This is a genomic window from Leifsonia sp. NPDC080035, from assembly GCF_040050925.1.
In the GTDB taxonomy this organism is placed as follows: Bacteria; Actinomycetota; Actinomycetes; order Actinomycetales; family Microbacteriaceae; genus Leifsonia.
Genome location: NZ_CP157390.1, coordinates 89,658 through 115,417, shown reverse-complemented (window position 1 = coordinate 115,417; position 25,760 = coordinate 89,658). Strand labels below are relative to the sequence as shown.

General features: G+C 72.1%; 19 protein-coding genes and 1 tRNA gene. 12 read left to right on the top strand and 8 right to left on the bottom strand.

Annotated elements, in window-relative coordinates; genetic code table 11:
- Positions 1-27: 27 nt before the first annotated feature.
- Both AAME72_RS00580 and AAME72_RS00575 read right to left on the bottom strand, forming a co-directional pair.
- The gene (locus AAME72_RS00580) at positions 28-1,629 is read right to left on the bottom strand and encodes a S53 family peptidase (protein WP_348788319.1); all 1,602 of its coding nucleotides are present in this window, start codon (positions 1,627-1,629) and stop codon (positions 28-30) included.
- A 29-nt stretch (positions 1,630-1,658) separates the two neighbouring features.
- Entirely contained in the window at positions 1,659-3,293 is a 1,635-nt protein-coding gene (locus AAME72_RS00575) for a phospholipid carrier-dependent glycosyltransferase (protein ID WP_348788318.1), read from the bottom strand.
- A 25-nt stretch (positions 3,294-3,318) separates the two neighbouring features.
- On the opposite strand from AAME72_RS00575, the gene rsmI reads away from it, so the two are divergent.
- From rsmI to AAME72_RS00550, 5 genes are all read left to right on the top strand, one after another.
- The gene (gene rsmI, locus AAME72_RS00570) at positions 3,319-4,137 is read left to right on the top strand and encodes a 16S rRNA (cytidine(1402)-2'-O)-methyltransferase (RefSeq protein ID WP_348788317.1); all 819 of its coding nucleotides are present in this window, start codon (positions 3,319-3,321) and stop codon (positions 4,135-4,137) included.
- Positions 4,138-4,213: 76 nt separating this feature from the next.
- The gene (metG, locus tag AAME72_RS00565) at positions 4,214-5,803 is read left to right on the top strand and encodes a methionine--tRNA ligase (RefSeq protein WP_348788316.1); all 1,590 of its coding nucleotides are present in this window, start codon (positions 4,214-4,216) and stop codon (positions 5,801-5,803) included.
- Positions 5,800-6,729 (top strand): TatD family hydrolase, encoded by a 930-nt coding sequence (locus AAME72_RS00560; protein WP_348788315.1) that lies wholly within the window; start codon positions 5,800-5,802, stop codon positions 6,727-6,729. The genes metG and AAME72_RS00560 overlap by 4 nt, the downstream gene beginning before the upstream one ends.
- Positions 6,726-7,574 carry a 16S rRNA (adenine(1518)-N(6)/adenine(1519)-N(6))-dimethyltransferase RsmA gene (rsmA, locus tag AAME72_RS00555; protein ID WP_348788314.1) on the top strand — a complete coding sequence of 283 codons (849 nt, stop codon included), beginning with the start codon at positions 6,726-6,728 and terminating at the stop codon, positions 7,572-7,574. The genes AAME72_RS00560 and rsmA overlap by 4 nt, the downstream gene beginning before the upstream one ends.
- Before the next feature lie 87 nt (positions 7,575-7,661).
- On the top strand, positions 7,662-8,606 hold the full coding sequence (locus AAME72_RS00550; RefSeq protein ID WP_348788313.1) for a 4-(cytidine 5'-diphospho)-2-C-methyl-D-erythritol kinase: 945 nt from the start codon (positions 7,662-7,664) through the stop codon (positions 8,604-8,606).
- A gap of 171 nt (positions 8,607-8,777) precedes the next feature.
- Here the strand turns inward: AAME72_RS00550 and AAME72_RS00545 are convergent, their stop codons facing one another.
- The 3 genes from AAME72_RS00545 to AAME72_RS00535 form a co-directional block, all read right to left on the bottom strand.
- The gene (locus AAME72_RS00545) at positions 8,778-11,588 is read right to left on the bottom strand and encodes a LuxR C-terminal-related transcriptional regulator (protein WP_348788312.1); all 2,811 of its coding nucleotides are present in this window, start codon (positions 11,586-11,588) and stop codon (positions 8,778-8,780) included.
- A gap of 106 nt (positions 11,589-11,694) precedes the next feature.
- Positions 11,695-13,497: an ABC-F family ATP-binding cassette domain-containing protein gene (locus AAME72_RS00540; RefSeq protein WP_348788311.1), complete on the bottom strand. Its 1,803-nt coding sequence runs from the start codon at positions 13,495-13,497 to the stop codon at positions 11,695-11,697.
- 26 nt (positions 13,498-13,523) lie between these two features.
- Positions 13,524-14,090 carry a GNAT family N-acetyltransferase gene (locus AAME72_RS00535; RefSeq protein ID WP_348788310.1) on the bottom strand — a complete coding sequence of 189 codons (567 nt, stop codon included), beginning with the start codon at positions 14,088-14,090 and terminating at the stop codon, positions 13,524-13,526.
- Here AAME72_RS00535 and AAME72_RS00530 point away from each other — a divergent pair.
- A complete protein-coding gene (locus AAME72_RS00530) occupies positions 14,089-15,690 on the top strand; it encodes an acyl-CoA dehydrogenase family protein (RefSeq protein ID WP_348788309.1) in 1,602 nt (533 codons plus the stop codon). The genes AAME72_RS00535 and AAME72_RS00530 overlap by 2 nt on opposite strands.
- Positions 15,691-15,805: 115 nt before the next feature.
- Here AAME72_RS00530 and AAME72_RS00525 read toward each other — a convergent pair whose 3' ends face one another.
- Both AAME72_RS00525 and AAME72_RS00520 read right to left on the bottom strand, forming a co-directional pair.
- Entirely contained in the window at positions 15,806-18,322 is a 2,517-nt protein-coding gene (locus tag AAME72_RS00525) for a glycosyltransferase (protein ID WP_348788308.1), read from the bottom strand.
- 71 nt (positions 18,323-18,393) lie between these two features.
- The gene (locus tag AAME72_RS00520) at positions 18,394-18,927 is read right to left on the bottom strand and encodes a MarR family transcriptional regulator (RefSeq protein WP_348788307.1); all 534 of its coding nucleotides are present in this window, start codon (positions 18,925-18,927) and stop codon (positions 18,394-18,396) included.
- Positions 18,928-19,112: 185 nt separating this feature from the next.
- Between AAME72_RS00520 and AAME72_RS00515 the strand changes: the two genes are divergently transcribed.
- The 3 genes from AAME72_RS00515 to AAME72_RS00505 all read left to right on the top strand — a co-directional run bounded on the left by AAME72_RS00515 (position 19,113) and on the right by AAME72_RS00505 (position 21,639).
- A tRNA-Gln gene (locus AAME72_RS00515) sits at positions 19,113-19,184 on the top strand.
- Positions 19,185-19,221: 37 nt separating this feature from the next.
- Positions 19,222-20,661, top strand: coding sequence for a bifunctional UDP-N-acetylglucosamine diphosphorylase/glucosamine-1-phosphate N-acetyltransferase GlmU (glmU, locus tag AAME72_RS00510; protein ID WP_348788306.1), 1,440 nt, complete (start codon positions 19,222-19,224; stop codon positions 20,659-20,661).
- Entirely contained in the window at positions 20,662-21,639 is a 978-nt protein-coding gene (locus tag AAME72_RS00505; protein ID WP_348788305.1) for a ribose-phosphate diphosphokinase, read from the top strand.
- An 85-nt stretch (positions 21,640-21,724) separates the two neighbouring features.
- On the opposite strand, the gene AAME72_RS00500 is transcribed toward AAME72_RS00505, so the two are convergent.
- Entirely contained in the window at positions 21,725-22,072 is a 348-nt protein-coding gene (locus AAME72_RS00500) for a hypothetical protein (protein WP_348788304.1), read from the bottom strand.
- A 113-nt stretch (positions 22,073-22,185) separates the two neighbouring features.
- Here AAME72_RS00500 and gndA point away from each other — a divergent pair, with 113 nt between their 5' ends.
- The 3 genes from gndA (at position 22,186) to AAME72_RS00485 (ending at position 25,752) form a co-directional block, all read left to right on the top strand.
- The gene (gndA, locus tag AAME72_RS00495) at positions 22,186-23,646 is read left to right on the top strand and encodes an NADP-dependent phosphogluconate dehydrogenase (protein ID WP_348788303.1); all 1,461 of its coding nucleotides are present in this window, start codon (positions 22,186-22,188) and stop codon (positions 23,644-23,646) included.
- A gap of 115 nt (positions 23,647-23,761) precedes the next feature.
- On the top strand, positions 23,762-24,613 hold the full coding sequence (locus AAME72_RS00490) for a sugar phosphate isomerase/epimerase family protein (RefSeq protein ID WP_348788302.1): 852 nt from the start codon (positions 23,762-23,764) through the stop codon (positions 24,611-24,613).
- The gene (locus AAME72_RS00485; RefSeq protein WP_348788301.1) at positions 24,610-25,752 is read left to right on the top strand and encodes a Gfo/Idh/MocA family oxidoreductase; all 1,143 of its coding nucleotides are present in this window, start codon (positions 24,610-24,612) and stop codon (positions 25,750-25,752) included. Before AAME72_RS00490 ends, AAME72_RS00485 begins: the two co-directional genes overlap by 4 nt.
- Positions 25,753-25,760 lie beyond the last annotated feature (8 nt).

Genomic DNA, 25,760 nt, shown 5'->3' with positions numbered 1-25,760 from the left:
TCCATTCTGGCCGCGTCGACCGCCGCGTCAGACCACGCCGGTGAGGGTGGACCCTTCCGGGACCCCGAGGCCGGTGCACGCGTCCCATCCGCTCCCGGCGGTGTACGCCCCGTTGTCCCCGCTCGTGATGTCGCGGAACCCGGCGGCGACCTGGCCCGCACGGATGGAGTCGTACAGCTTCGGCTGGAGCAGCCCGAGCCGTGTGCCGGAGGACTGCACGAGGCGGGCGATCAGCGCGGCCCAGAGGGGAGCGACCGCGCTCGTTCCGCCGATCACGATGTCCTTGCCGTCGACGCGGATCCGGTACCCGGTCTGCGGGTCGGCGACGGCGGAAACGTCGGGCACCCCGCGCCCGCCAGGTCCGTTGGCGCCGCCTCCCGCGTCCGTGCCGCCGGCGCCGGAAGGGACGCCGACGTTCGCCTGCCAGGAGGGCAGCGGGAAGACCGCGCTGACGCCTCCGCCGGTCGCGCCGCTGCCGGTCCCGTTGTTCCACACGGTCTCCGAGCGCACGGTTCCTGTGGTCCCGTCCGCGTCCAGCCGGGTCCCGCCGCAGGCGAGCGCGTGCGGGGACGACGCCGGGAAGTCGACGTGCGCCTTGCCGTCTCCGACGCGGTCGCTGCTGCCGTCGTCGCCCGCCGCCACGGTCGTCGTCACGCCGAGGGCGGCGGCGTCCTGCAGCGCCTGGTCGAACGCGGTGCGCGCCTGCGCGGTCCACTGGTCCTCGGACTGGCCCCAGCTGATGCTGATCGCCGCGGGGGTCGGGTCGGCGTGCGCGGCCGTGCTCACCGCATCCAGGAACCCGGCGTCGGTGTTGGGCGCGAAATAGACGAGGATGTCGGCGCCGGGGGCGAGTGCCCCGGCGACCTCGATGTCGAGCATCACCTCGCCGTCGGCGCCGTTCGGGTCCTGGCCGGGGTTGTTGTCGCCGCCGTCGACGCCGACGGCGATCACGGACGGCGGCGTGATGCCGAGGCCGGCGAAGTACGTGTCGAGATCGGCCTGCTCGTAGCCGCCGCCCAGCTCGATGATCGCGATGGTCTGGCCGCTGCCGTCCGTGCCGTCCGGGAACGCGTAGACCTTTCCGAGCTGCGGCGGCGTGTAGCTCGTGTTCACCGCCGCGGGCATCGCGATGCGGAACTGCGCGCGCGCCTGCGGGCGGTCGTCCAGGCCGAGCACGGCCGTCACGACGCCGTCGAGGGCCGCGGGGATGCTGAGGCCGCCGCTGCGCTGCCGGTAGCTGGGCGCGGTGTCGTCGGCGTCCTCTCGCTTCGCGGCGGCGAGGTCGGTGCCGAAGACGCGCGCCATGACGCGCGCGGGGCCGGAGACGCGGACCCGTCGTTCCGCGGCGTTCTCCTCCTCGATCGTGACCCCGAGCGGGGCCAGCGTCCGCGTCACCAGCGCGACGTCGTCGGGGGAGGCGCCGTAACGTTCGGCCAGTTCATCCCGGGTGAGCGGGCGGGACTGCGACGAGGCGAATGCGTCCTCCGGCAGCGGGGACCTGCGCCGGAGCACCAGCGTCGCCTGGACGGGCGCCTCCGCATCCAGTGCGCCGTGCGCGATGTAACCGGAGCGCTCCGGCCGCTCGCTGCCGGGCAGGGGGACCAGGTTCAGGGGCTCTTCCGCATCCATACCCACGGTCTACACCTGGGCTGTGACAATCACACCCAGCTCGGCAGCCACATGTGGATCTGCCAGAACCAGAAGGGCACCTGCTGCCCGGTCCAGATGGGGAAGAAGAACGCGCTCACCGCGGCGACGGCGACGAGGAACACCGTCGTCCAGGCGATGCCGGTCCGTCTGCGCCGTTCCGGGTCTGTCCGCCTGCCGAGCACGACGGCGATCGCCGCCGTCAGCGCCAGGATCAGGTAGGGCTCGAACGCGATCGAGTAGAATTGGAAGATCGTGCGCCCCATGTAGAGCAGCCACGGCACGTAGCCGGCCGCGAGTCCGGTCAGGATCAGGCCGACCTGCCACTCGCGGAAGCGGATGAGCCGGTACACGAGGTACAGGATCGCCGCGGCGGCGCCCCACCAGATCAGCGGGTTGCCGATGGACGTGATCGCGGCGGAGCAGCCGCCGGCCGACATGCAGCCGCCCTGGCCGTCCGCGTTCCCGACGTAGAACATGCTCACCGGCCGGATCATTAGCAGCCACGTCAGCGGGTTCGACTGATAGGGGTGCGCGACGTGCAGGTTGATGCTGTAGCCGTACATCTCCGTCTGGTAGTGCCAGAGGTTCTGGATCCACAGCGGCACCCAGGAGAGCGCGCCGGACCACTGCATGTGCACCGACTCCGCCCAGTGCCGGTAGTAGCCGTTCCCCGTCGCGATCCATCCGGTCCAGGTGGCGATGTAGCTCACGAACGCGATCGGCACCATGAGCACGAACGTCGCGGGCGCCTGCTTGAGCAGCCCGCCGCTGATGAAGAACGGCAGCTTCGCGCGGCGCCGGGCGACGATGTCCACCACCACGGTGTAGACGGCGAAGAACGCGAGGAAGTAGAAGCCGCTCCACTTGACCCCCGCGCACAGGCCGGTCAGGATGCCCGCCGCGATCAGCCAGGGCCGCCACCAGAGCACCGGCCCCCAAGCCGGGTCGCGGCCGATGTCGCGCTCGGCGGCGACGCGAGCGGCGAGCCTGCTCGCGTGCCACTCCCTGTCCAGCAGGATGCAGCCGAAGGCCAGCAGCGCGAGGAACATCACCGAATTGTCGAGCAGGGCGACCCTGCTCATCACGATCGCGTGACCGTCCACCGCCATCAGGAAGCCCGCGATGGCGGCGATGAGGGTGGAGCGGAACAGCTTCCGCGCGATCAGGAACACCACCAGCACCGCGAGGATGCCGACCACGGCGGTCGACACGCGCCAGCCGAACGAGTTGCCCGCGCCGGTGGCGGCCATCCCGAGCGCGATGATCCACTTGCCGAGCGGGGGATGGGCGACGAACGACGGGTCCTTCTCGAACACATCGGTGTCACCGGACGCGAACAGCTGGTCCGCCTTGTCGGGCCAGCCGCCCTCGTAGCCCAGGTGGAAGAGCGACCAGGCGTCCTTCACGTAGAAGGTCTCGTCGAAGACGAGCACGTGCGGGTAGCCGAGATTCCACAGCCGCAGCACCGCCGCGAGCAGGGTGACCGCGACCGGCGCTCCCCAGTACCAGAGGCGCAGCCGCTGCGGGGTGCCGAGCACGCGTGCCCACCACTGGTCGAGCCGGCTGCCGGTGCGCTCGGGAGCCCGGTGCGCGACGGCCTCATGGGTCGCGGTGGCCTCGCTGGCGTCGATGTGACTGGTCACCGGAACATCCTGACAGACTGAAGCCATGATCATCCTCGCCGCGACGCCCATCGGCAATCTCGGTGACGCGTCCGCCCGGCTGGTGGAGGTGCTGTCGGCCGCCACGGTGGTCGCCGCGGAGGACACCCGCGTCGCGCAGCGCCTTCTCGCGGGGCTCGGCATCGAGAACCGGCCGCGGCTGATCCCGCTTCACGAGCACAACGAGCGCGAGCGGGCGGGTGAGCTGGTGGAGCTCGCGCGCGACACGGACCTGGTGGTGCTCTCCGACGCCGGGATGCCGACCGTCTCCGACCCGGGCTTCCCGCTGGTCGAGGCGGCGGCGGCCGCCGGTGTCGGTGTGACCATCATCCCCGGGCCGTCCGCCGTGCTCTCGGCGCTCGCCGTGTCGGGCCTGCCGACCGACCGGTTCACGTTCGAGGGCTTCCTGCCGCGCAAGCAGGGTGAGCGAACGGCCGCCCTGCGCGCCCTCGCCGCCGAGCCGCGCACGATGGTGTTCTTCGACTCGCCGAACCGGCTTGCCGACTCCCTCGCCGACCTCGCCGCCGTGTTCGGCGCCGACCGGCGGGCGGTGGTCTGCCGCGAGCTGACCAAGCTGTTCGAGGAGGTCCGCCGCGGCACGCTCGCCGAGCTCGCCGAGTGGGCCGCTCCCGGCGTGCGCGGCGAGATCGTGGTGGTCGTGGCCGGCGCGCCCGCGCGGGACGCCGACCCTGAGGCCGCGCTCGCGCAGGTGCTGGCCCTCGTCGCCGACGGGATGCGCCTGAAGGACGCCGCCGCCGAGGTCGCCGAGGCGACGGGCCTCGGCAAGCGCGATCTTTACCAGGCCGCCCTCGCCTCCCGCCGCTGACCCACCCTGCCTGCGGGGAGCACCAGCCTCGGTAACACTCCCGGACCTGCCTCCGCGCGCCCGTAGGATAGTCAGCATGTCCGACGGCTCCTCGTTCTACATCACAACGCCGATCTTCTACGTGAACGACGTCCCGCACATCGGGCACGCCTACACGGAGGTCGCCGCCGACGTCCTCGCCCGCTGGCACCGCCAGGCCGGCGACGACACCTGGCTGCTGACGGGCACCGACGAGCACGGGCAGAAGATCCTGCGCACCGCCACCGCCAACGGCACCACCCCGAAGGAGTGGGCCGACCGGCTGGTGACGAACGAGTGGCTGCCGCTGCTGAAGACGATCGACATCGCCAACGACGACTTCATCCGCACCACCGACGAGCGTCACGAGACGAACGTCCAGAAGTTCCTGCAGAAGCTGTACGACGACGGCTACATCTACGCAGGCGAGTACGAGGCGCTGTACTGCGTGGGCTGCGAGGAGTTCAAGCCGCAGAGCGAGATCGTCGACGGGACGGGGGAGTACGAGGGCCAGAAGGTCTGCGCCATCCACTCCAAGCCGCTGGAGCTGCTGCAGGAGAAGAACTACTTCTTCCGGATGAGCGACTTCGCCGACCGCCTGCTCGCCCTCTACGAGGAGCGTCCCGAGTTCGTCCAGCCGGAGTCGGCGCGCAACGAGGTGGTCAGCTTCGTCCGCCAGGGTCTGTCGGACCTGTCCATCTCGCGGTCGAGCTTCGACTGGGGCATCAAGGTGCCGTGGGACGAGTCCCACGTCGTCTACGTGTGGTTCGACGCGCTGCTCAACTACGTCACCGCCGTCGGCTACGGCCAGGACGAGGAGACGTTCGGGCGGCGCTGGCCCGCGACGCACCTCGTCGGCAAGGACATCCTGCGCTTCCACGCGGTCATCTGGCCGGCGATGCTGATGGCCGCAGGTCTCGAGGTGCCGCACCGCGTCTTCGGCCACGGCTGGCTGCTGGTCGGCGGCGAGAAGATGTCCAAGTCCAAGCTGACCGGCATCGCGCCGACGCAGATCACCGACACCTTCGGCTCCGACGCGTTCCGCTACTACTTCATGCGCGCCATCAACTTCGGCCAGGACGGTTCGTTCAGCTGGGAGGACCTCTCCGCCCGCTACCAGGCGGAGCTCGCCAACGGCTTCGGCAACCTCGCCTCCCGTGTGATCGCGATGGTCACCCGCTACTTCGAGGGCGTCGTGCCTCCGGCGGGCGCGTACCAGGAGGCCGACCTGGAGGTGCAGCGCGTGGTGCAGACCGCGACCGCCGACGCCGACGCGGCGATCGGCCGGCTCGCGATCCACGACGCCCTCACCGCGGTGTGGACGATCGTGGACGAGCTGAACGGCTACATCACGATCCAGGAGCCGTGGGTCCTGGCGAAGGACGACGCGCAGCGCGAGCGGCTCGGCACCGTGCTGTACACCGCGGCCGAGGGTCTGCGCGCGCTCGCCGTGCTGCTCTCGCCGGTGATCCCGCAGGCGACAGCGAAGCTGTGGACCGCGCTCGGCGCCTCCGGCGAGCTCGGCACCCTGGCCGAGCAGCGGCTGAGGTCCGCGGGCGAGTGGGGACAGCTCCCGGCCGGCACCGAGGTGAACGGCCTCGAGGCTCTGTTCCCCCGGATCGACGCGGACGCGGTGCCCGGCGCATGACCGACCCGGCGTTCATCCGGCAGCGGCATGTCACGGACGGCCGTGACCTCGCGTACCCGCCGCTGCCGGAGGCGCTGACCGTCCCCGTCTACGACAACCACACGCACCTCGAGATCGCGGACGGCGAGCAGCCGCTCGACTACCGGGAGCACCTGGACCGCGCGTCCAGCGTCGGCGTCCGCGGTGTCGTGCAGGTCGGCAACGACGTCGAGACGTCGCGCTGGTCGGCCGAGACCGCAGCGATCGAGCCCCGGATGCTCGCCGCCGTCGCGCTGCATCCCAACGACGCCCCCGACTACGCCGAGCGCGGCGAGCTCGACGACGCCCTCGCGGTGATCGCGGAGCTCGCCGGCCGTCCTCGGGTGCGCGCGGTCGGCGAGACCGGCCTCGACTTCTTCCGCACCGAGGAGGGGCCGCGGCGTGACGCCCAGTTCGCCTCCTTCGAGGCGCACATCGAGATCGCGAAGCAGAACGGCATCGCCCTGCAGATCCACGACCGCGACGCGCACGCTGCCGTCGTGGCGACGCTGAAGCGCGTCGGCGCCCCGGAGCGCACGGTGTTCCACTGCTTCTCCGGTGACGTGGAGCTTGCGAACATCTGCGCGGAGAACGGCTGGTACATGTCGTTCGCCGGCAACATCACCTTCAAGAACGCGCCGAACCTCCGCGAGGCGCTGCGGGTGGCACCGCGGCACCTGATCATGGTGGAGACGGACGCGCCGTTCCTCACCCCGACGCCGTACCGCGGCCGGCCGAACGCCCCCTATCTCGTGCCGCTCACGCTGCGCGCGATGGCGGAGACGATCGGCACGGACGCCTCCACCCTCGCCGCGCAGGTCAACTCGAACACCGAGCTCGTGTACGGACGCTGGGACAGCGAACCCGTCGGACCGCCGCCGACGCAGCCGATCGGCACGATCGCGTGAGCGAGCTGAGACTGCTCGGGCCGGCGGAGATCCGCGATCTCGCCGAGCTGCTCGACGTCACCCCCACCAAGAAGCTCGGCCAGAACTTCGTCATCGACGCCAACACCGTCCGGCGCATCGTCCGCGTCGGCGAGGTGGAGGCGGGGGATGTCGTCGTCGAGGTCGGGCCCGGTCTCGGCTCGCTGACCCTCGGCCTGCTGGAGACGGGCGCCCGCGTGGTCGCGGTGGAGATCGACGGCAGGCTCGCCGCGCAGCTCCCCGTCACGGTCGCGCAGCTCGCCCCGCAGGCCGCGGAGCGGCTCACCGTCGTGCACCGGGACGCGCTCGCCGTGACCGAGCTGCCCGAGCAGCCGGACCGGCTGGTCGCGAACCTGCCGTACAACGTCTCCGTGCCGGTGCTGCTGCACTTCCTGGAGACGTTCCCGACGCTCCGCTCCGGGGTCGTGATGGTGCAGGCGGAGGTGGGCCAGCGCGTCGCCGCCGGCCCCGGCTCCAAGGTCTACGGAGCCCCCAGCGTCAAGGCGGCCTGGTACGGCACCTGGCGCACGGCCGGCGCCGTGAGCCGTCAGATCTTCTGGCCGGTGCCGAACGTCGACTCCATCCTCGTCGGGTTCGAGCGGCACGAGACGCCGCCGGGGGACGAGACGCTGAGGCTGCGGACGTTCCAGCTCGTCGATGCCGCGTTCCAGCAGCGCCGCAAGACGCTGCGCCAGGCGCTCGCACCCGTCTTCGGCGACCCGGCGGCCGCCGAGGAGGCGTTGACCGCGGCCGGCCTGCCGCCCTCCGCGCGCGGCGAGCAGCTCGCGCTCGCGGACTTCGCGCGGCTCGCGCAGACGCGTCCCTGACGCCTGCCGCGCCCGCCGCCGCGCCGCTCCCGCGCGCCGCGTGCGGCACGTCGGTCGCGGGCCTCAAGCGGTGTGTAGGTTTGAGGCATGGTGGAGGCAGGGGCCGGCTGGGATGTGGACAGCGTGCATGTGCGCGCACCGGGCAAGATCAACGTCTTCATGCGGGTCGGCGCCGTGCGCGATGACGGCTACCACGACGTCGCGACCGCCTACCAGGCCGTGTCCCTGTACGAGGATGTCCGCGCCGCGCCCGCCGACGACTTCTCGCTGAGCTTCGGCGGCAGCATCGACACCTCCGACCTCCCCGTCGACGGCAGCAACCTCGCCATCAAGGCGGCGAAGCTGCTGGCGAAGCGCACCGGGTACACCGGGGGAGTCCGCCTGCACATCGACAAGCACGTCCCCATCGCGGGCGGCATGGGCGGAGGCTCCGCAGACGCGGCAGCGACCCTGGTCGCCTGCGACGCGCTCTGGGGGACGGACGTCGGCCGCGAGGAGCTGCTCTCGCTCGCGACGAAGCTCGGCGCGGACGTTCCGTTCGCGCTGGTCGGCGGCACCGCCATCGGCACGGGACGCGGCGACCGGCTGAGCCCGGCGCTGGCGACCGGGCAGTTCCACTGGGTGCTCGCGCTCCCGGAGAGCCGGCTGAGCACGCCCGAGGTCTACTCGGAGCTGGACCGGCACCGCGAACGGCACGCCGACGACATCCGGCCCGCCCAGCTCTCCCCGAGCGTCGACGCGGAGGTGCTGCAGGCGCTGCGTGCGGGGGACCCGGCCATGCTCGCGGACGCACTCACCAACGACCTGCAGGCCCCGGCCATCCACCTGGCTCCGGACATCGCCGGCGTGCTGGAGCTCGGCGAGCTGAACGGCGCCCTGGCGGGGATGGTGTCGGGGTCCGGGCCGACGGTCGCGTTCCTGACGGCCGACCTCGACAACGCCCTCGACCTGCAGATCGCGCTGAGCGCCGCCCGTGTGAAGGCGGTGCGGGCGACGGGCCCGGTGCACGGAGCCCGCATCCTCAACGACTGACGCAGGGCCCTCGGCCCTCCGGTCTGCCCGAGGATGCCCGACCCCGCACCCGCGTCGGGTTGAGACGATTCGTCGATGGAAACGTATCCGCGGGAGCGGGTCGGGCATCCCAGGTGCTGACAACGCTAGCGGCGGCGGTCCGTGCCCTCCAAGTGGGGGACGGGAAAACCGTCAACTCTTGACGGGTCTCCTGCGCGAGAGACCGAGCGCCCGCAGATCGCGTCGGGATCGCAGCCCCAGCTTTGCGAGGATGTTCCGGACGTGGAAGTTCACCGTTGTCACCGACACGTAGAGGCGCTCGGCGATCTCCTTGTTGGTCATGCCCGCCGCGAGCGCGTACGCGACCTGCCGTTCGCGCGTCGTGAGGGAGGCGAGCGGGTCGTCGCCGGTCGCCCCGTCCTCGTCGGCGGCCCGGCGTCCCGCGGCGCGCACGGCGTCGAGCGCGTGCGCGGTCCTGGCGAGGTAGGGACCGGCGCCGAGCCGGCGGAACACCTCGGCGGCGCGTTCGAGCAGCCCGTCCGCGGCGACGGCGTCGATCGCGGCGAGGAGGCGGCCGGCGTCGAGCGCCGCCACCGCCTGCGGGAAGGGGAAGCGGGCGTCGTCCGCGGCGTCGCGGTATGCGTCGGCGGCCTCGGGGATCCGGCCCTCCGCCTCCAGGGCGCGGCCCTCAAGCCAGCGCAGCGATCCGTAGTACGGACGCCACATCCCGGGCGCCGCGCACCGGTCGTAGGCCGCGCGGGCCTCCTCCGCGCGCCCGAGCGCCGCGAGCGCGTCGACCCGGTAGGTGAGCCAGCCGAGGGTCGAGCCGCGATTCGCGGCCGCCTCCGCGTCGTCCGTCGCGGCGAGCTGCTCCTCGGGACGGCCGAGCGACCGGGCGAGCTCCGCGCGCGCGATGAACGGCAGGTCGCCGTCGTACGATCCCGTGATCCGCGGGTCCGACTTGGCGGCCGAGGCGAGACGACTCGCCACCGCGTCCGCCTCGCCGCGCCCGGCGCGGACCAGCGTGGAGGTCCACAGGGCGATCGGCCAGCAGGACAGGTCCGTCTCGTCGAGAGCGAGGGCGACCGCGGTGTCGGCCAGGGTGACCGACTCGTCCCACTCGCCGACGAGGAACAGGATGTGCGCGTAGATCGTGCGCGCGAACCCGGCGGTCCAGCTCGACGGGAAGCGCCGCACCAGCTCGTTGGCGCGCGCGAGGTCGGCCCGCGCCCGCTCGATGTCCCCGCCCAGCACGGACACCCGGGACCGGGAGACGAAGGCGTCCACCGCCGCGGGCGATTCGTAGCCGGCCAGCAGCTCGTCCAGTTCCCTGGTCAGCGGTTCGAACAGGTCGGGGCGCCGCGAGTGCGCGGCCGAGTTCAGCGCCCAGCCGAGCAGGCGCACCAGGTGCTCCTCCGGCTCCGCGAACCAGCGGAGCGCCGGGTCGGACACCTCCTGCGGCCGCGGGCACTCGGCGATGTGGGCGCGGGCGAGGTCCAGGTGGTCGAGCACCCCGGCGAAGTCGCCCATCGCCATGAGCACCTTCGGCAGCGCCTCCGCGACGTGGGTGCGGATGGCGCGCTCGTCCGGGGTGACGGCGGGAGCGGCCTCGAGAGCGAGCGCCAGCGCGAGCGCGCCGGGGACGTCCCTGGACAGCGTCCGCAGCTCCAGCAGCACTGCATCCCTCGTCCGCGACGGCGGCAGCTCCTCGATCGCGGGCCGCAGGTCGAGCACGCGCTCGTGCTGACGGAACCGCATCGCGATCAGGCCGAGCTCCAGCAGCGCGCGCTCCTGCTCGCCGTCGGCCGCCAGGTGCACGGCGGAGCGCGCGTAGCTCATGGCCTGCTCCGCCCGTCCCTGATCCGCCGCGGCGAGGGCCGCCGCCAGCAGCTCGTCGACGAGCGTGGGGTCGGTCCGGTCCGCGGCCTCCACCCGGTGCCGCAGCGCACGGTGGCCGGTCAGCACGGATGCGGCGACGCGGTGGATCTCGACACGCCGCTCCACCGTCAGCTCACCGGCGAGCGCGTCGGCGAGCAGGGCGTGCGCCGGCTCGACCCACAGCACGCCGTCGCGCGGGCGGGCGAGCACCAGCCCGCGCGCGGCGGCGCCCGGGGCGTCGATGGTCATGCCGAGACCGTCCGCGATCGTCCCGGCGAGCGGCAGCGGCAGCGGGTCGCGGAGCACCGCGATCAGCTCCGCCGCGGTCCGCACCGACGGGTCCGCCCCCTCCAGCGCGGCCGAGATCGCCGAGGCGAGCGGTCGGATGGCCGTGTCGGGCAGGTCCCAGCCCGCGGGATGCAGCGCCTGCGCGAAGCTGTCCCGCAGCTGACCGAGCAGCACGCTCAGCAGCAGCGGGGAGCCCTGCGTCGCCTCGGTGAGCCGAGAGGCGGTGCGCCGCGAGATCGCGTGGCCGAGCACGTGCAGGGCGAGGTCCTGCGTGTCGGAGACGGTGAGCGGTGTCAGGTCGATGCGCGCGTGGTTGAGGGTGCCGGAGGCGATGTCGTCGAACAGCGCGACGACGCCGTTCTGCTGCGGCCTGGTGGCCGCGGTGAACAGGAAGCCGCGGTCGGAGAGGCGCCGCACCACGAACCGCAGCGCCCGGGCGGACGGCTCGTCCACCCACTGCGCGTCGTCGATGATCAGGCAGACCGGCCCGGCGATGGCGTCGATGGAGTCGAGCAGCAGCCGCCCGACGGTCAGCGCGTCGTCCCCCGGCGCCGGTTGCCGGATGGCCGGCCCACCGGCCCCGGCGAGTCCGCGGATGAGGGTCTCGACCGTCGCGTAGGCGAGGTCGGACTCGAACGAGTCGGCGTGGGCGCGCAGCACGGTCCAGCCGTCGAGCCGCTGGGCGACGTCGGCGAGCAGGGCGGTCTTGCCGAGCCCCGCCTCCCCGGTGACGAGAACCGCGCCCCCGGTCTCGAGCGCGCGGTGCGCGACGAGGAGGATGGTCTCCCTGGCCCGGTCGCGCCCGAAGAGCGGCCTGAGCGATGCCTCGTCCGGCACGTGCCCACCCCATCCCGCCCGCGCCGGTCGGGTGCGCGGACCGATTCGAGAAATCATCCCACACCGGGCATACCGGGCGACTTCCCCCGTCCTGGGGGCGCGGTCCTCAGAGCCGCTCGCTGAGGTCCAGCCAGCGCTCCTCGAGTTCCTCCGTCTCCTGCTCCAGTTCGCGGATGCCGGCCATCTTCTCGCCGAGGCCGACGTAGTCGGACTGGTCGTGGTCGGCCAGCGCCGTGCGGCGGGCGTCGATCTGCTCGGTGAGCTTGGCGAGCCGGCGCTCGATCGCCGCGACCTCCTTCTGCGCGGCGCGGAGCTCGGCGCCCGAGAGGCCCTCCGCACCGGGAGCAGGAGCCGCGGCGCCGCCCGGCGCCGGGCGCTCGGCCGCGCGGCGGCGCTGGTCCTGACGCAGGCGCAGGTACTCGTCCACGCCGCCAGGGAGGTGCCGAAGCCTGCGGTCGAGGATCGCGTACTGCTGGTCGGTGACGCGCTCGATGAAGTAGCGGTCGTGCGAGACGACGATCAGCGTCCCCGCCCACGAGTCGAGGAGGTCCTCGATCGCGGCGAGCATGTCGGTGTCGAGGTCGTTGGTCGGCTCGTCCAGAATGAGCACGTTCGGCTGGTCGAGCAGGATGAGCAGCAGCTGCAGGCGGCGGCGCTGGCCGCCCGAGAGGTCCTTGACCGGCGTCGACAGCTGGGCGCTTGCGAACCCCATCCGCTCCAGCAGCTGGCCAGGGGTGAGCTCCTGGGCCTTGGATCCGGAGCCGATGGTGTAGCTGGTGTTCAGCCGCGAGATGACGACGCGGACCGGGTCCTCGAGGTGCTCCTCCAGCTCGTCCATGCGCTGCGTGAGCGTGGCGACCCGCACCGTCTTTCCGCGCTTGACGCGGCCGGAGGTCGGCTCGACGGTGCCGGCGATCATCCCGAGCAGCGTGGACTTGCCCGCGCCGTTGACGCCGAGGATGCCGGTGCGCTCGCCGGGGGCGATCCGCCACTCGATCTCGTGCAGCACCTCGCGCTCGCCGTAGACGACGGAGGCGTCGAGCAGGTCGACCACGTCCTTGCCGAGGCGCGAGACGGCGAGCGAGCGCAGCGAGACGCCGTCCCGGATCTCGGGCACGTCGGCGATGAGGGTGTTCGCCGCCTCGATGCGGAACTTCGGCTTCGAGGTGCGCGCCGGCGCACCGCGGCGCAGCCAGGCGAGCTCCTTGCGCGCGAGGTTCTGCCGCCGGGCCTCGATGGCCGCGGCCTGCCGGTCGCGCTCGACGCGCTGCAGGATGTACGCCGCATAGCCGCCCTCGAACGGCTCGACGACGCGGTCGTGCACCTCCCAGGTGGCGGTGCAGACCTCGTCCAGGAACCAGCGGTCGTGGGTGACCACCAGGAGCCCGCCGGTGCCCGCGGACCAGCGCCGCTTCAGGTGCTCCGCCAGCCAGGCGATGGCCTCCACGTCCAGGTGGTTCGTCGGCTCGTCGAGGGCGAGGACGTCCCAGTCCCCGGCCAGCAGCCGGGCGAGCGCGACGCGGCGGCGCTGGCCGCCGGAGAGCGTGCCGAGCTCCGCCTCCCAGTCGAGGTCGCCGACCAGGCCGGCGATCACGTCCCGCACGCGCGGGTCGCCCGCCCACTCGTGCTCGGCGACGTCGCCGACGACCGCGTGGCCGACGGTCTCGTCGTCCGCCAGGGTGTCGCCCTGGTCGAGCACGCCGATCCGGACGCCTCCGCGCACGGTCACCCGCCCGGAGTCGGGGGAGAGGCGGCCGGCCAGCATCCCGAGCAGACTCGACTTGCCGTCGCCGTTGCGGCCGACGATGCCGATGCGGTCGCCGTCGTCAACGCCGAGGGAGACGGAGTCGAAGACGATCCGGGTCGGGAATTCCAGGTGCAGGGCTTCGGCCCCGAGGAGGTGTGCCATATGCCTCCAGGGTACGGGACGGGGCGTCACGCCTCCCGCGCGAACAGCTCCATGCGCACGTTGTAGTAGGCGTCGCTCTGGCCGAGGTGCCGCATCCCGATCCGCTCGCACACGCGCTGCGATGCGGTGTTCCCGGGGTAGGTCACGGCGACGACGCGCGGGAGGCCGTCGGCCAGCGCGGTGTCCAGGAGCAGGCCCGCCGCCTCGCTCGCGTAGCCGTGCCCCCAGTGGCCGGGGTGGAAGTGCCAGCCGATCTCGGTGTCGCCCGACGGCCGCAACGGCTCGCTCGGACCGGACGCGGGGATGGGCTGCAGCATGACCGTCCCCACCGGCTCGCCCGACGCGGCGAGCTCGGCGACGCGGAAGCAGCGCAGGTCGTCCTCGAGGGCGGTCAGCCGGGCGACCAGGCGGCGGGCGTCCGCCGGGTCGGTCATCACCGCGGGCGTGCGCCCGAGGAAGCGCGCGACCTCCCAGCGCGAGTAGAGGTCGAACGCGAAGGCGGCGTCCTCCAACCGCCACGGGCGCAGCAGCAGGCGGTCGCTCGACAGGGTCTCCGGGATGCGCATCGGCACCAGATTAGACTCTGCGGTCATGGGCACTCACACGGTCGTGAACCAGGCGCCCCCGCGCGTCGATCTCGACGAATTCGCTGCGAACACGCCGCTGCGCGAGGCGGTCGAGCGCTACGACGCGGACTGGGCGCTGAGCGGCCTGGGGGCGACCGGGCGGCTCGTCGGGTCCGCGGCGTTCCAGGCGGACGCGGAGCGGGCCAACGTCCGCGAGCCGCGGCTACGTGCCTTCGACCGCTGGGGCGAGCGCATCGACGACGTCGAGTACGACGAGAGCTACCACCGCATCCTCGGCGCGGCGGTCGCGGCCGGCGCGCACACGTCGGCGTGGGCGGAGCCGCGCCCGGGCGCGAACGTCGCCAGAGCGGCGACGTTCATGCTGTTCGCACAGGTGGAGCCGGGGCACGCCTGCCCCGTGTCGATGTCGCACGCGGCCGTTGCCGCGCTCACGGCGACGCCGGGCCTGGCGGACGAGTGGGTGCCCCGGCTGCTCAGCCGCTCCTATGATCCGTCCCTCGCCGCGGGCAAGGCGTCCGCACTGTTCGGGATGGCGATGACGGAGAAGCAGGGCGGCTCGGACGTGCGCGCCAACACGACGCGCGCCCTCGCCGACGGCGCCGGGCGCTGGCTGCTCACCGGCCACAAGTGGTTCTGCTCGGCGCCGATGTCGGACGCGTTCCTCGTGCTCGCGCAGACCGCAGGGGGCCTGAGCTGCTTCGTCGTCCCGCGGGTGCTGGACGACGGCGCGCGCAACACGTTCCTCATCCAGCGGCTGAAGGACAAGCTCGGCAACCGGTCGAACGCCTCCAGCGAGGTGGAGTTCGACGGGACGGTCGGCTACCTGCTCGGCGAGGAGGGGCGCGGGGTGCGCACCATCCTGGAGATGGTCAACCGCACCCGGCTCGACTGCATCCTGGGCAGCGCGGCCGGGATGCGTCAGGCCGTCGCGGAGGCCGTCTGGCACGCCAGGCATCGCGCTGCGTTCGGACGCCGGCTGGTCGACCAGCCCGCCATGACCGCCGTGCTCGCCGACCTCGCGCTGGAGTCGGAGGCCGCGACCGCCGTGGCGCTGCGGCTGGCGCGGGCGCACGACGACGACGCGTCCGACTCCGATGCCGCCTTCCGCCGGCTGGCGACGGCGGTCACCAAGTACTGGGTCTGCAAGCGCGGGCCCGGGCACGCGTACGAGGCGCTGGAGTGCCTGGGCGGCAACGGCTACACCGAGGCGTTCCCGCTGGCCCGGCGCTACCGCGAGCAGCCGGTGATGGCGATCTGGGAGGGGTCAGGCAACGTGATCGCGCTCGACGCGCTGCGGGCCATCGCCCGGGAGCCGGAGACGGTGGCGGCGTTCGACGCGGAGCTGGCGCTCGCGCGCGGCGCGCATCCCCTCTTCGACGCCCACCACGATGCGCTGCGGTCGCGGCTGGCCGACGCGACGGAGGAGACGGCGCGCCCGGTGGCGGCGGCGCTCGCCGTCGCGCTGCAGGCCGCGCTGCTGCTGCGGCACGCGCCCTCCGCGGTGGGGGAGGCGTTCGTCGCCGCGCGCCTCGGACCTGACCGCGGCTCCCTCTACGGCGAGCTGCCCTCCGGCCTCGACCTCGCCGCGATCGTCGCCCGCGCCTGACCCGCCGGGCGGGCCGTCCCGACGCGGGGGCCGCCGAGCACAGGAAAAGTGCTCGAAATCCGGCCGAAAGCCGACCTTTTTCCTGTGCTCGGCGACCCCGGGCGGGGCGCGCCGGCTACGGGAGCTCGGCGGGGGCGGGGACGGCGCCGATCGCGGCGTAGAACTGGGCGACGGCCTTGCGGTTGTAAGCGGGCCAGTCGAAGTCGGACGCGGGCACCTCACCGGCGAGGAACGCGCGGAGGCCGTCCGCGACGCCCTCCTCGGTCTGCGGCACGACGAGGCCGCTGCCCTCGGGCAGCGCGTTCTTCGCCGACGCGAACTCGACGGTGACGATCGGCAGGCCGAGCACCAGCGCCTCCAGGATGACCATCGGCTGGCCCTCGTAGTCGCTGGAGAGCACGAAGCAGTCCGCCTTCGCCATGATCGCGTGCGGGTTCCGCTGCATCCCGGTGAGGAAGACCGAGCCCTCCAGGCCCAGCGAGACCACCAGCGCCTCCAGGTCGTCCGCGAGCGGGCCGGAGCCGACGATCAGCAGGCGGGTCTTCGGGTTCTCGGCGTGCACGGCGGCGAACGCGCGGATGAGCCGGGTCTGGTTCTTCTCCGGCGACAGGCGGCCGACGTTCACGAAGGTGGTCACGTCGTCCTTCGGGGCGAGCAGCAGCTCCGCCCAGTCCGGGATGCCGCCGGTCTCTTCGTCGAAGGTCAACTCGTGCAGGTCGCCCTTGGCGTTCTCCAGGATGTGCTCGGCGTCCACCGTGTTCAGGGCGGAGCGGAACTTCTCCGCCGGCGCGTACTCGGCCAGCGACGCCCGGTTCACCTCCGACAGGGTCGGGGAGACGGAGACGAGGTGGTCGTACTCGGCGTACAGCGTGAACAGCTGCGTGAGGCTGTGCAGCATCTTCTTCTCGCCGTTCACCTCGCGGTGGGCGTCCGCGGCCAGGTCGTTGTGCATCCAGATCGCGCGCTGGGCGTCGGGGGAGTGCAGCAGCAGGATGGCCCAGAACGGACCGTAGCCGGAGAAGTCGACCACGTAGTCGAAGCGGCTGTCGCCGAAGCAGCGGTACCACTCGTCGTCCCACAGCGCGTTCTGGGCAGGGTCGTCCGCGTGCCGGGCCGTGCGGCCCCTGCGGAAGTCCAGGTGCCGGGCGAGGTGGCGCAGCTTGGCGCCGTTCATCCCGCCGACACGGGGGAACTGGCGCACGGCCGGATTGATCTGCCGCTGCTTGGCGATCGACGCGTTCGACCGGCTCTGCGCGAAGAACGCGGAGACGTCGTAGCGCTCGTGGTCGATGTTGTTGAGCAGGTTCAGCGCGGAGGTCGTGATGCCGTTCGGGCGCATCCCGCCGAGGTACAGCAGGATCTTCTCGCGGCCGTCCTCGGCGAGGTCGGTGCGCAGCCGGTAGCCGTCGCGCTTGCCCCGGAAGACGATGTCCGCGATGCGGGAGGACGCCCGGCCGTCCTCGTACGGGGTGAACCGTGCCCGCATCGTGTCGTAGCGCTCGCGCGCCTCCGGCGGAACGGCGTCGCCGTCCGCGGCGACGCCGGCGATGGCCTCGCCCAGCTCGCGGGCGGAGGCGAACACCGGCCCCGGCCACTCCTCCGGCTCGAAGTAGAGGCCGCGGGTGCCGGCGTAGTCGGCGAGGTCCGGCGTGAAGAACAGGATGGGGCGCCCGGTCTGCAGGAAGTCGAAGAAGATGCTCGAGTAGTCCGAGACGAGGATGTCGGTCGCGCCGAGCACGAGGTTGGTCGGGATCTCGTTGGGGACCAGCATCCGCTTCAGCTCCGGCCGGTCGGCGGCCATCGCGTGCACGGTCTGGTGGGTCTTCAGCAGCACCGCGTAGCGGCTGGTGTCGATGCGCTCCTCCACCTGCGCGATGTGCGCGAGGAGCGCATCCAGGTCGTCCTCCGGGCGCCCGAACGTCTGTCCCTTCCAGGTGGGGGCGTAGAGCACGATCTTGCGGTCGCCGAGGGGGATGCCCGCGTCGGTGAGGCGCGCACGGACCTCGGCGCGGCCGGCCTCGTCGAGGAACTGCCTGTCGATGCGCGGGTAGCCCTCCTCGACGAGCGTTCCGCGGTAGATGCCGGTCAGCTTGTAGCCGGTCTGGTACATCTGCTCGGACATGAACGGGTTCGCCGCGAGCAGGTAGTCGGCCTGCACGAAGTTGCGGACGATGTTCGCCGTGGCGAGGGCGCCGTCCTCGATGTCGTAGCCCATCCGCTTGAGCGGCGTCCCGTGCCAGGTGTTCAGGTACACCTGGCCGGGGCGCTTGGAGAAGTCGAACGGGAACGTGGCGTTGTTGACCAGGTACTGGCTCGTGGCGAGCGCGCGGTAGTAGGCGGCGGAGCCGTAGCGCACGAAGCTGACGCGCGGGTCGTCGGCGAACTCCTCGACGGCGGCGCGGTAGGTGTGCAGGTCGGAGAGCGCCCAGATGTGCGTCAGGTGGGAGAGATCGGGCGCGGCGAGCAGCTCGCGGAAGAGCGCCTCGGGGTTGTCGAGCATCCCGTTGCCGGAGAAGGACTCGTAGAACACGGACCCGAGGACGATCGGCTGCCGGCGCCAGTGCGCGTGGATCTCGAACCGGGCGGCGCGCTTGACCCGAGAGGGCAGTCGTTTCAGTCGGGAGAGTTTCATCGACTGCGAGTTTATGAGAGGGGGATAACGGTCTGCTGGGAGTGCGCGAGGCGGACGCTGTGCGGGCCGCCTCAGGCGCCCGCGTCGAAGCCGAGGCTCAGCTTGCGCAGCAGGCCGGCGAGGCGCTCCTGCTCCACGGCCGAGAGGCCGCCGAGCAGGTCGGCCTCCGCATCCACCAGGCGCGTGATCGCGGCGTCGACGCGGGCGAGGCCCTGCGCCGTCATCTGGACGAGGATGCCGCGGCCGTCGTTCGGGTCGGTGCGGCGCTCGACCAGGCCACGCGCGACCAGGCGGTCGATCCGGTTCGTCATGGTGCCGGAGGAGACGAGCGTCTGCTGGAGGAGCGCCTTCGGGCTCAGCTGGTACGGCGAGCCGGCGCGGCGGAGCGCGGAGAGCACGTCGAACTCCCAGGAGTCGAGGTCGGAGCGATCGAACGCGCTGCGGCGGGCACGGTCGAGGTGACGGGAGAGCCGGTCCACCCGCGAGAGCACCTGCAGCGGGGAGAAGTCGAGGTCGGGCCGCTCGCGCAGCCACGCGCCAACGATGCGGTCCACCTCGTCCCGGGCGGCGCCGGGCCGCGGGCTGCCATCACGCGCGTCCACCATCCCCCCATGCTATTCGGCCGGGGGGTTTCGGACGGACGCGCACGTTCGCTCGCCGGCTCGTCGAGTGGTGACATGATGTCGCCGCTCCGCCGGGATTTCCGCGGGGTCTCACCGTTGGACGACCCGAGCGGGGCGCCCCGCGGTCGGGTACCGGTCTGGCAGACTGGTCCGTGCGCGTTGCGCGGTCCGCCTTGGTGTAATGGCAGCACGACAGCCTTTGGAGCTGTGAGGTCTAGGTTCGAGTCCTGGAGGCGGAGCCGAGCCTCGAACAAACCCGACCCGTCACGGAGAATCATGACCGACCAGAACCTCGCCATCGTCGTCCTCGCGGCCGGCCAGGGCACCCGGATGAAGTCCGCGACGCCCAAGCTGCTGCACCCGCTCGGCGGCATCCCGATCGTCGCGCACGTGCTCGCGACCGCCCAGGCGCTGGACGCCGAGCACGTCGTCGCCGTGGTGCGGCACGAGCGCGACCGCCTCGCCGAGGTCATCGAGGCGGAGCTGCCGCAGGCGGTCATCGTCGACCAGGACGAGGTGCCGGGTACCGGACGCGCGGTGGAGCAGGCGCTCGCCGCCCTCCCGGACGACTTCTCGGGCGACGTGCTCGTCGTCAACGGCGACGTCCCGCTGCTCGACGCCGACACCCTCCGCGGGCTGATCTCCTCGCACCGTTCCGGCGGCGCCGCGGCGACCATCCTCTCCTCCTTCCCGGCGGACGCCACCGGCTACGGCCGCATCGTGCGCACCCCGGAGGGCCACCTCGACCGGATCGTCGAGCACAAGGATGCGACCGAGGCCGAGCGCGCCATCGGCGAGATCAACGCCGGTATCTACGTGTTCGGGGCGGCGGCGCTCCGCGACAAGCTCGCCGCCGTGACCACCGAGAACGCCCAGGGCGAGAAGTACCTCACCGACGTGATCGGCCTGCTGCGCGAGGCCGGCTTCGACGTGGACGCGCTCCCGGTCTCCGAGTCCTGGCTCGTCGAGGGCATCAACGACCGCGCGCAGCTGAGCGAGGCCGCGGCCAAGCTGAACGCGCTGATCGTGCGCACCTGGCAGCTCGCCGGCGTGACCGTGCAGGACCCGGCGACCACCTGGATCGACGTGAAGGTGAAGCTCGCGCCGGACGTGACCATCCTGCCCGGCACCCAGCTGCGCGGCGCGACCGTTGTCGAGACCGGCGCCGTCATCGGCCCGGACACGACGCTCCTCGACTGCGAGATCGGCGAAGGCGCGACCGTCAAGCGGGCGGATGCGACGCTCTCCGTCATCGGCGCCGGCGCGACCGTCGGCCCGTTCGCCTACCTCCGCCCCGGCACCGTCCTCGGCGCCACCGGCAAGATCGGCACCTTCGTCGAGACCAAGAACGCGGTCATCGGCGACGGCACGAAGCTCGCGCACTTCAACTACGTCGGCGACGCGACCGTCGGCGAGAAGTCGAACCTCGGCGCCGGCGTCATCACCGCCAACTACGACGGTGTGAACAAGCACCGCACCGAGATCGGCTCCCACGTGCGGGCGAGCACGAACACGGTCTTCGTCGCGCCCGTTAGGATGGGTGACGGAGCGTACACCGGGGCCGGAACCGTCGTCCGCAAGGACGTGCCTGCGGGATCCCTTGCCATCACAGTCGCGCCGCAACGGAACATCGAGGGCTGGGTCGCCCAGAAGCGGCCGGGCACGGACGCCGCCCGGGCTGCGGAAGGCAGTGCTGGCCAGAAGAGTGGAGAGTAAGTGTCAGGGATCACCGCCACCGGCCAGAAACGACTTGTTCTGATCTCGGGGCGTGCGCATCCCGAGCTCGCCCAGCAGATCGCCGAGTGCCTCGGCAGCGAGCTGGTCCCCACCGACGCCCGCACCTTCGCCAACGGCGAGATCTACGCCCGGTTCGACGAGAGCGTCCGCGGCTCCGACGCGTTCGTGATCCAGTCGCACACCTCGCCGATCAACGAGTGGCTCATGGAGCAGCTGATCATGGTGGATGCGCTGAAGCGCGCCTCCGCCAAGCGGATCACCGTCGTTGCGCCGTTCTATCCGTACGCCCGCCAGGACAAGAAGGGCCGCGGCCGCGAGCCGATCTCGGCCCGCCTCGTCGCCGACCTGTTCAAGGCGGCCGGCGCCGACCGCATCATGTCGGTCGACCTGCACGCGGCGCAGATCCAGGGCTTCTTCGACGGACCCGTCGACCACCTCTTCGCGATGCCGGTGCTGCTAGAGCACATGCGTCGCGAGCTCGACCCCAAGACGCTCACGGTGGTGTCGCCCGACATGGGCCGCGTGCGCGTCGCCGACATCTGGAGCGACAAGCTGGATGCGCCGCTCGCGATCATCCACAAGCGCCGCGACCCGCTCGTCCCGAACCAGGTGTCGGTGCACGAGATCGTCGGCGACGTGAAGGGCCGCGTCTGCCTGCTCGTCGACGACCTCATCGACACCGGCCGCACGATCGTGAAGGCCGCCGAGGCGCTGAAGGCGGCAGGCGCGACCGGTGTCGTGGTCGCCGCGACGCACGCGGTGTTCAGCGACCCGGCCGTGGAGCTTCTGCAGTCCGACGTCATCGACTCGGTCGTCGTCACGGACACGCTGCCGCTTCCGGAGCACAAGCGCTGGGACAAGCTCACGGTGCTGCCGATCGCCCCGCTGCTCGCGGACGCGATCGAGCAGGTCTTCACCGACGGCTCCGTCACCTCGATGTTCGACGGGGCCGCGTAACCCGCACCTCGTTCACCGAAGGGCACGTCGTTGTCGCTTTTCACACCGAAAAGCGGCAACGACGTGCCCTTCGGTGTTCGGCGCGTCAGCGGAGCGCGTGCGGTGCGGAGGGGATGAGGCCCAGCGGCGCGACGAAGCTCGCGTCGCCCTCCGTGTTCAGCGCGTAGCACTGCCAGCCGGGCCCGGCCGGCGCGAACAGCTCGAAGCGCGCGGAGGAGTCCACCGCGTCCGGCTCGTAGTGCCGGGTGTAGACGCCGCAGGTGTACGACGCCGTCTCGGTCTGGATGCTGATCGTGAGCAGGATGCCGGGCAGCAGCAGCGCGGAGACGGCGACGATGACGAACACGCGCGTCGCGATCGTCCGGCGGCGACCGCGCAGCGGACGCTCCTGCGGGTCGTACTCCGCCAGCTCCGGGTGCTCCTCGAACGTCACGCCTTCGAGTGTGAGCGCCGCCGACGGCGATTGCAAGCGACCGTCATACGGGGGAGCAGAGCAGGGACGCCAGGCTACGCTTGACCCAAACACGCTCAACGAAGGAGTCCTCCGTGCCCGAGAACCACGCAACGGCCAACATCGGAGTCGTCGGACTGGCTGTGATGGGGTCGAACCTGGCCCGCAACCTCGCCTCGCGCGAGGGCAACACGGTCGCCGTCTACAACCGCACGTACGCGCGCACCGAGGAGCTCATCACAGAGCATCCCGAGGCAGGATTCGTCGCCTCCGAGAGCATCGACGACTTCGTCGCGTCGCTCGCGAAGCCGCGCACCGCGATCATCATGGTCCAGGCCGGCAAGGGCACCGACGCGGTCATCGATCAGCTGACCGAGCGGTTCGAGCCGGGCGACATCATCGTCGACGGCGGCAACGCCAACTTCCTGGACACGATCGAGCGCGAGAAGCGGGTGTCGGCCACCGGCATCCACTTCGTCGGCACCGGCATCTCGGGCGGCGAGGAGGGCGCGCTGAAGGGCCCGTCGATCATGCCGGGCGGCTCGGAGGAGTCGTACAAGACCCTCGGACCGATCCTCGCCTCCATCGCCGCGGTCGCCGAGGGCGAGCCCTGTGTCACGCACGTCGGCACCGACGGCGCCGGCCACTTCGTGAAGATGATCCACAACGGCATCGAGTACGCCGACATGCAGCTGATCGCCGAGGCCTACGACCTGCTCCGCACCGTCGGGGGCCTGGAGCCGGCGCAGATCGCGGACGTGTTCTCCGAGTGGAACAACGGCTACCTGGAGTCCTACCTGATCGAGATCACCGCCGAGGTGCTGCGCCAGGTGGACGCGGAGACCGGCAAGCCGTTCGTGGACATCGTCCTCGACCAGGCCGGCTCGAAGGGCACCGGAGTCTGGACGGTACAGAACGCGCTCGACCTGGGCATCCCGGTCGGCGGCATCGCGGAGGCGGTGTTCGCCCGCGCGGTGTCCTCCAAGCCGGCGCAGCGCGCCGCGGTGCAGGCGACCATCCAGTCGCGGCCCGAGGTGCAGAAGGCGTCCGACGTGGAGGCGTTCGCCGACGACGTGTCGAAGGCGCTGTACGCGTCCAAGGTCGTCGCGTACGCGCAGGGGTTCGATGCGATCATCGCCGGCGCCGAGAAGTACGGCTGGAACATCAACAAGGACAAGATCGCGAAGATCTGGCGCGGCGGCTGCATCATCCGCGCGCAGTTCCTGAACCGCATCGCCGACGCGTACGACGAGAACCCCGACATCGCCACCCTGCTGGAGGCGCCGTACTTCGCCGACGCCGTCCGCGAGGGCGAGGCCGCCTGGCGCCGGGTCGTGGCGACCGCCGCGCTCTCCGGCGTCCCGATCCCGGGCTTCGGCGCCGCGCTGTCGTACTACGACTCGCTCGCCCAGCACCGCCTGCCCGCCGCGCTCGTGCAGGGTCAGCGCGACTTCTTCGGCGCGCACACCTACAAGCGCGTCGACAAGGACGGCACCTTCCACACCCTCTGGTCCGGCGACCGCACCGAGATCGAGACCGAGGGCTCCTCCCACTAGCCCGACCCGCCCGCGCCCCGACCGGCCGCCCGCGGCCGCCGAGCACAGGAAAAACGCTCCGATTCCCGGCGAATCGGAGCGTTTTTCCTGTGCTCGGCGGCACGCGAGGGGGAGGATGTGGGGCGTGAGCGATGCGACGTGGACGCTGTCGGGTTTCGGCGACGAGATCGATCCCGACCCGGGCGTCCAGGCCGCGGTGCTGCAGGCGCTCGGCGCGAGCAGCATCGAGGTGCGGAGCGCCTGGCGCACGAACGTCGTCGAGCTGGACGACGACGGGCTCGACCGACTGGCGACCGTGCTCGAGCGCCGCGGGATGCGCGTCTCGGCCATCGCGTCCCCGATCGGCAAGGTCGACGTCTCGCTCCCGGTCGAGCACGAGCTCGGCAGACTCGACCGCGCGATCGCCGCGGCGCGCCGGCTGGACGCCCGCTACATCCGGGTCTTCTCCTTCTACCGCCCGGATGGGGTTCCGGCCGGCGACGTGCGCGACGACGTGCTGTTCCGGATGCGGGCGCTCGCATCGGCCGCCGAGGCCGCCGGCGTCGTCCTGCTCCACGAGAACGAGAAGGAGATTTACGGCGACACCCCGGAACGCTGCCTCGACATCGTGGAGTCCGTCGGCTCCCCGGCGCTCCGCCTCGCCTGGGACAGCGCCAACTTCGTCCAGGTCGGCGTCGCGCGGCCGTTCGACGACGGCTACGGGATGCTGCGGCCGCACCTCGAGTACCTCCAGGTGAAGGACGCGCTGGCGGCGACGGGCGAGGTGACCCCGGCGGGCGAGGGCGACGGACAGCTGCTGGAGACGCTCACAGCCCTCCGCGACGACGGCTACCGCGGGTACGCCTCCCTCGAACCGCACCTCACGGATGTGGATGCGCTGGGCGGCTCCTCCGGCCCCGCCGCGTTCGGCGTCGCCGCCCGCGCCTTCCGTCGCCTGACCGACCGGATCGGGGTCGCGCTCGCATGATCGCCCGCGCCCGCGCCGCCCGCACCCTGAACGTCGCCATCGTCGGCTGCGGCGTCATCGGGCTGAACCACGCCCTTGCGGTGCTCCGGCACCCCCGGCTCGCGGTCTCCGCTCTCGTCGACCCGGACCCGGAGGCAGCGCGGGCGCTCGCCGCCCGGATCGGAGCGGAGGCGCCGGGTGCGGCCGCGCCGGCGACGTTCACGACGCTGGCCGAGGCGCTGACGGGGGCGGAGGCCGACCTCGTCGTCATCTGCACGCCGAGCGGCCTGCACGTCCCGCTCGCCGAGGCCGCACTCGCGGCAGGGAGGCACGTTGTCATCGAGAAGCCCCTCGACGTGTCGCTGCCGCGCGCACGCAGGCTGCTGGAGCTCTCTCGCCGCGCGGAGAGCGACGGGCTCCTCGTCTCCGTCATCAGCCAGCACCGGTTCGACCCGGCGTCGCGCGTCGTGGCGGACGCCGCGCACGGCGGTGCGTTCGGCCGGCTGACCAGCGCGGTCGCCTCCGTCGCGTGGTGGCGGACCCAGGACTACTACGACTCCGGCCGGTGGCGCGGCACCTGGGAGCTGGACGGCGGCGGAGCGGTGATGAACCAGGGCGTGCACACCGTCGACCTGCTGCTCTGGTTCCTCGGCCGCCCGGTCGAGATCGACGCGCGCACCGCCCTGCTCGCGCACGAGCGCGTCGAGGTGGAGGACGTCGCCGTCGCGACCCTGCGCTTCGAGAGCGGCGCGCTCGCGGTGCTGCACGCCACGACGGCCGCGTACCCGGGACTGTCGGTGCGCATCCAGGTGCACGGCGACCGCGGCTCCGCCATCATCGACGACGACCAGCTGGAGTACTTCGGCACGGTGGATGCGCCGGGCGACAGGGCGCACGAGCTCGTGCCGGCGGAGGAGCTGCGCGGCGGCGACCGCGGACCGGACGCGTTCGTCGTCGGCCACCTGCGGCAGTACGAGGACATCGAGTGCGCCATCCGCGAGGGCCGCACGCCGGGAGTGACCGTCGAGGACGCCGTCCTCTCGCTCGCCGTCGTGCGCGCCGTCTACCTGTCTGCGACGCTCGGGCGGCCGGTGCTGCTGCGGGAGGTGCTGGACGGCTCCCTCGACGGCGTGACGGTCGCGACGGGCGTCCGCCCGTGAGCGAGACG

What these genes read in the sequence shown, in the direction of transcription:
- AAME72_RS00580 (WP_348788319.1), bottom strand. Translation starts at nt 1,629, where the DNA reads ATGGATGCGGAAGAGCCCCTGAACCTGGTCCCCCTGCCCGGCAGCGAG.
- rsmI (WP_348788317.1), top strand. Translation starts at nt 3,319, where the DNA reads ATGATCATCCTCGCCGCGACGCCCATCGGCAATCTCGGTGACGCGTCC.
- metG (WP_348788316.1), top strand. Translation starts at nt 4,214, where the DNA reads ATGTCCGACGGCTCCTCGTTCTACATCACAACGCCGATCTTCTACGTG.
- AAME72_RS00560 (WP_348788315.1), top strand. Translation starts at nt 5,800, where the DNA reads ATGACCGACCCGGCGTTCATCCGGCAGCGGCATGTCACGGACGGCCGT.
- AAME72_RS00550 (WP_348788313.1), top strand. Translation starts at nt 7,662, where the DNA reads ATGGTGGAGGCAGGGGCCGGCTGGGATGTGGACAGCGTGCATGTGCGC.
- AAME72_RS00540 (WP_348788311.1), bottom strand. Translation starts at nt 13,497, where the DNA reads ATGGCACACCTCCTCGGGGCCGAAGCCCTGCACCTGGAATTCCCGACC.
- AAME72_RS00530 (WP_348788309.1), top strand. Translation starts at nt 14,089, where the DNA reads ATGGGCACTCACACGGTCGTGAACCAGGCGCCCCCGCGCGTCGATCTC.
- AAME72_RS00535 (WP_348788310.1), bottom strand. Translation starts at nt 14,090, where the DNA reads ATGACCGCAGAGTCTAATCTGGTGCCGATGCGCATCCCGGAGACCCTG.
- AAME72_RS00525 (WP_348788308.1), bottom strand. Translation starts at nt 18,322, where the DNA reads ATGAAACTCTCCCGACTGAAACGACTGCCCTCTCGGGTCAAGCGCGCC.
- AAME72_RS00520 (WP_348788307.1), bottom strand. Translation starts at nt 18,927, where the DNA reads ATGGTGGACGCGCGTGATGGCAGCCCGCGGCCCGGCGCCGCCCGGGAC.
- glmU (WP_348788306.1), top strand. Translation starts at nt 19,222, where the DNA reads ATGACCGACCAGAACCTCGCCATCGTCGTCCTCGCGGCCGGCCAGGGC.
- AAME72_RS00490 (WP_348788302.1), top strand. Translation starts at nt 23,762, where the DNA reads ATGTGGGGCGTGAGCGATGCGACGTGGACGCTGTCGGGTTTCGGCGAC.
- AAME72_RS00485 (WP_348788301.1), top strand. Translation starts at nt 24,610, where the DNA reads ATGATCGCCCGCGCCCGCGCCGCCCGCACCCTGAACGTCGCCATCGTC.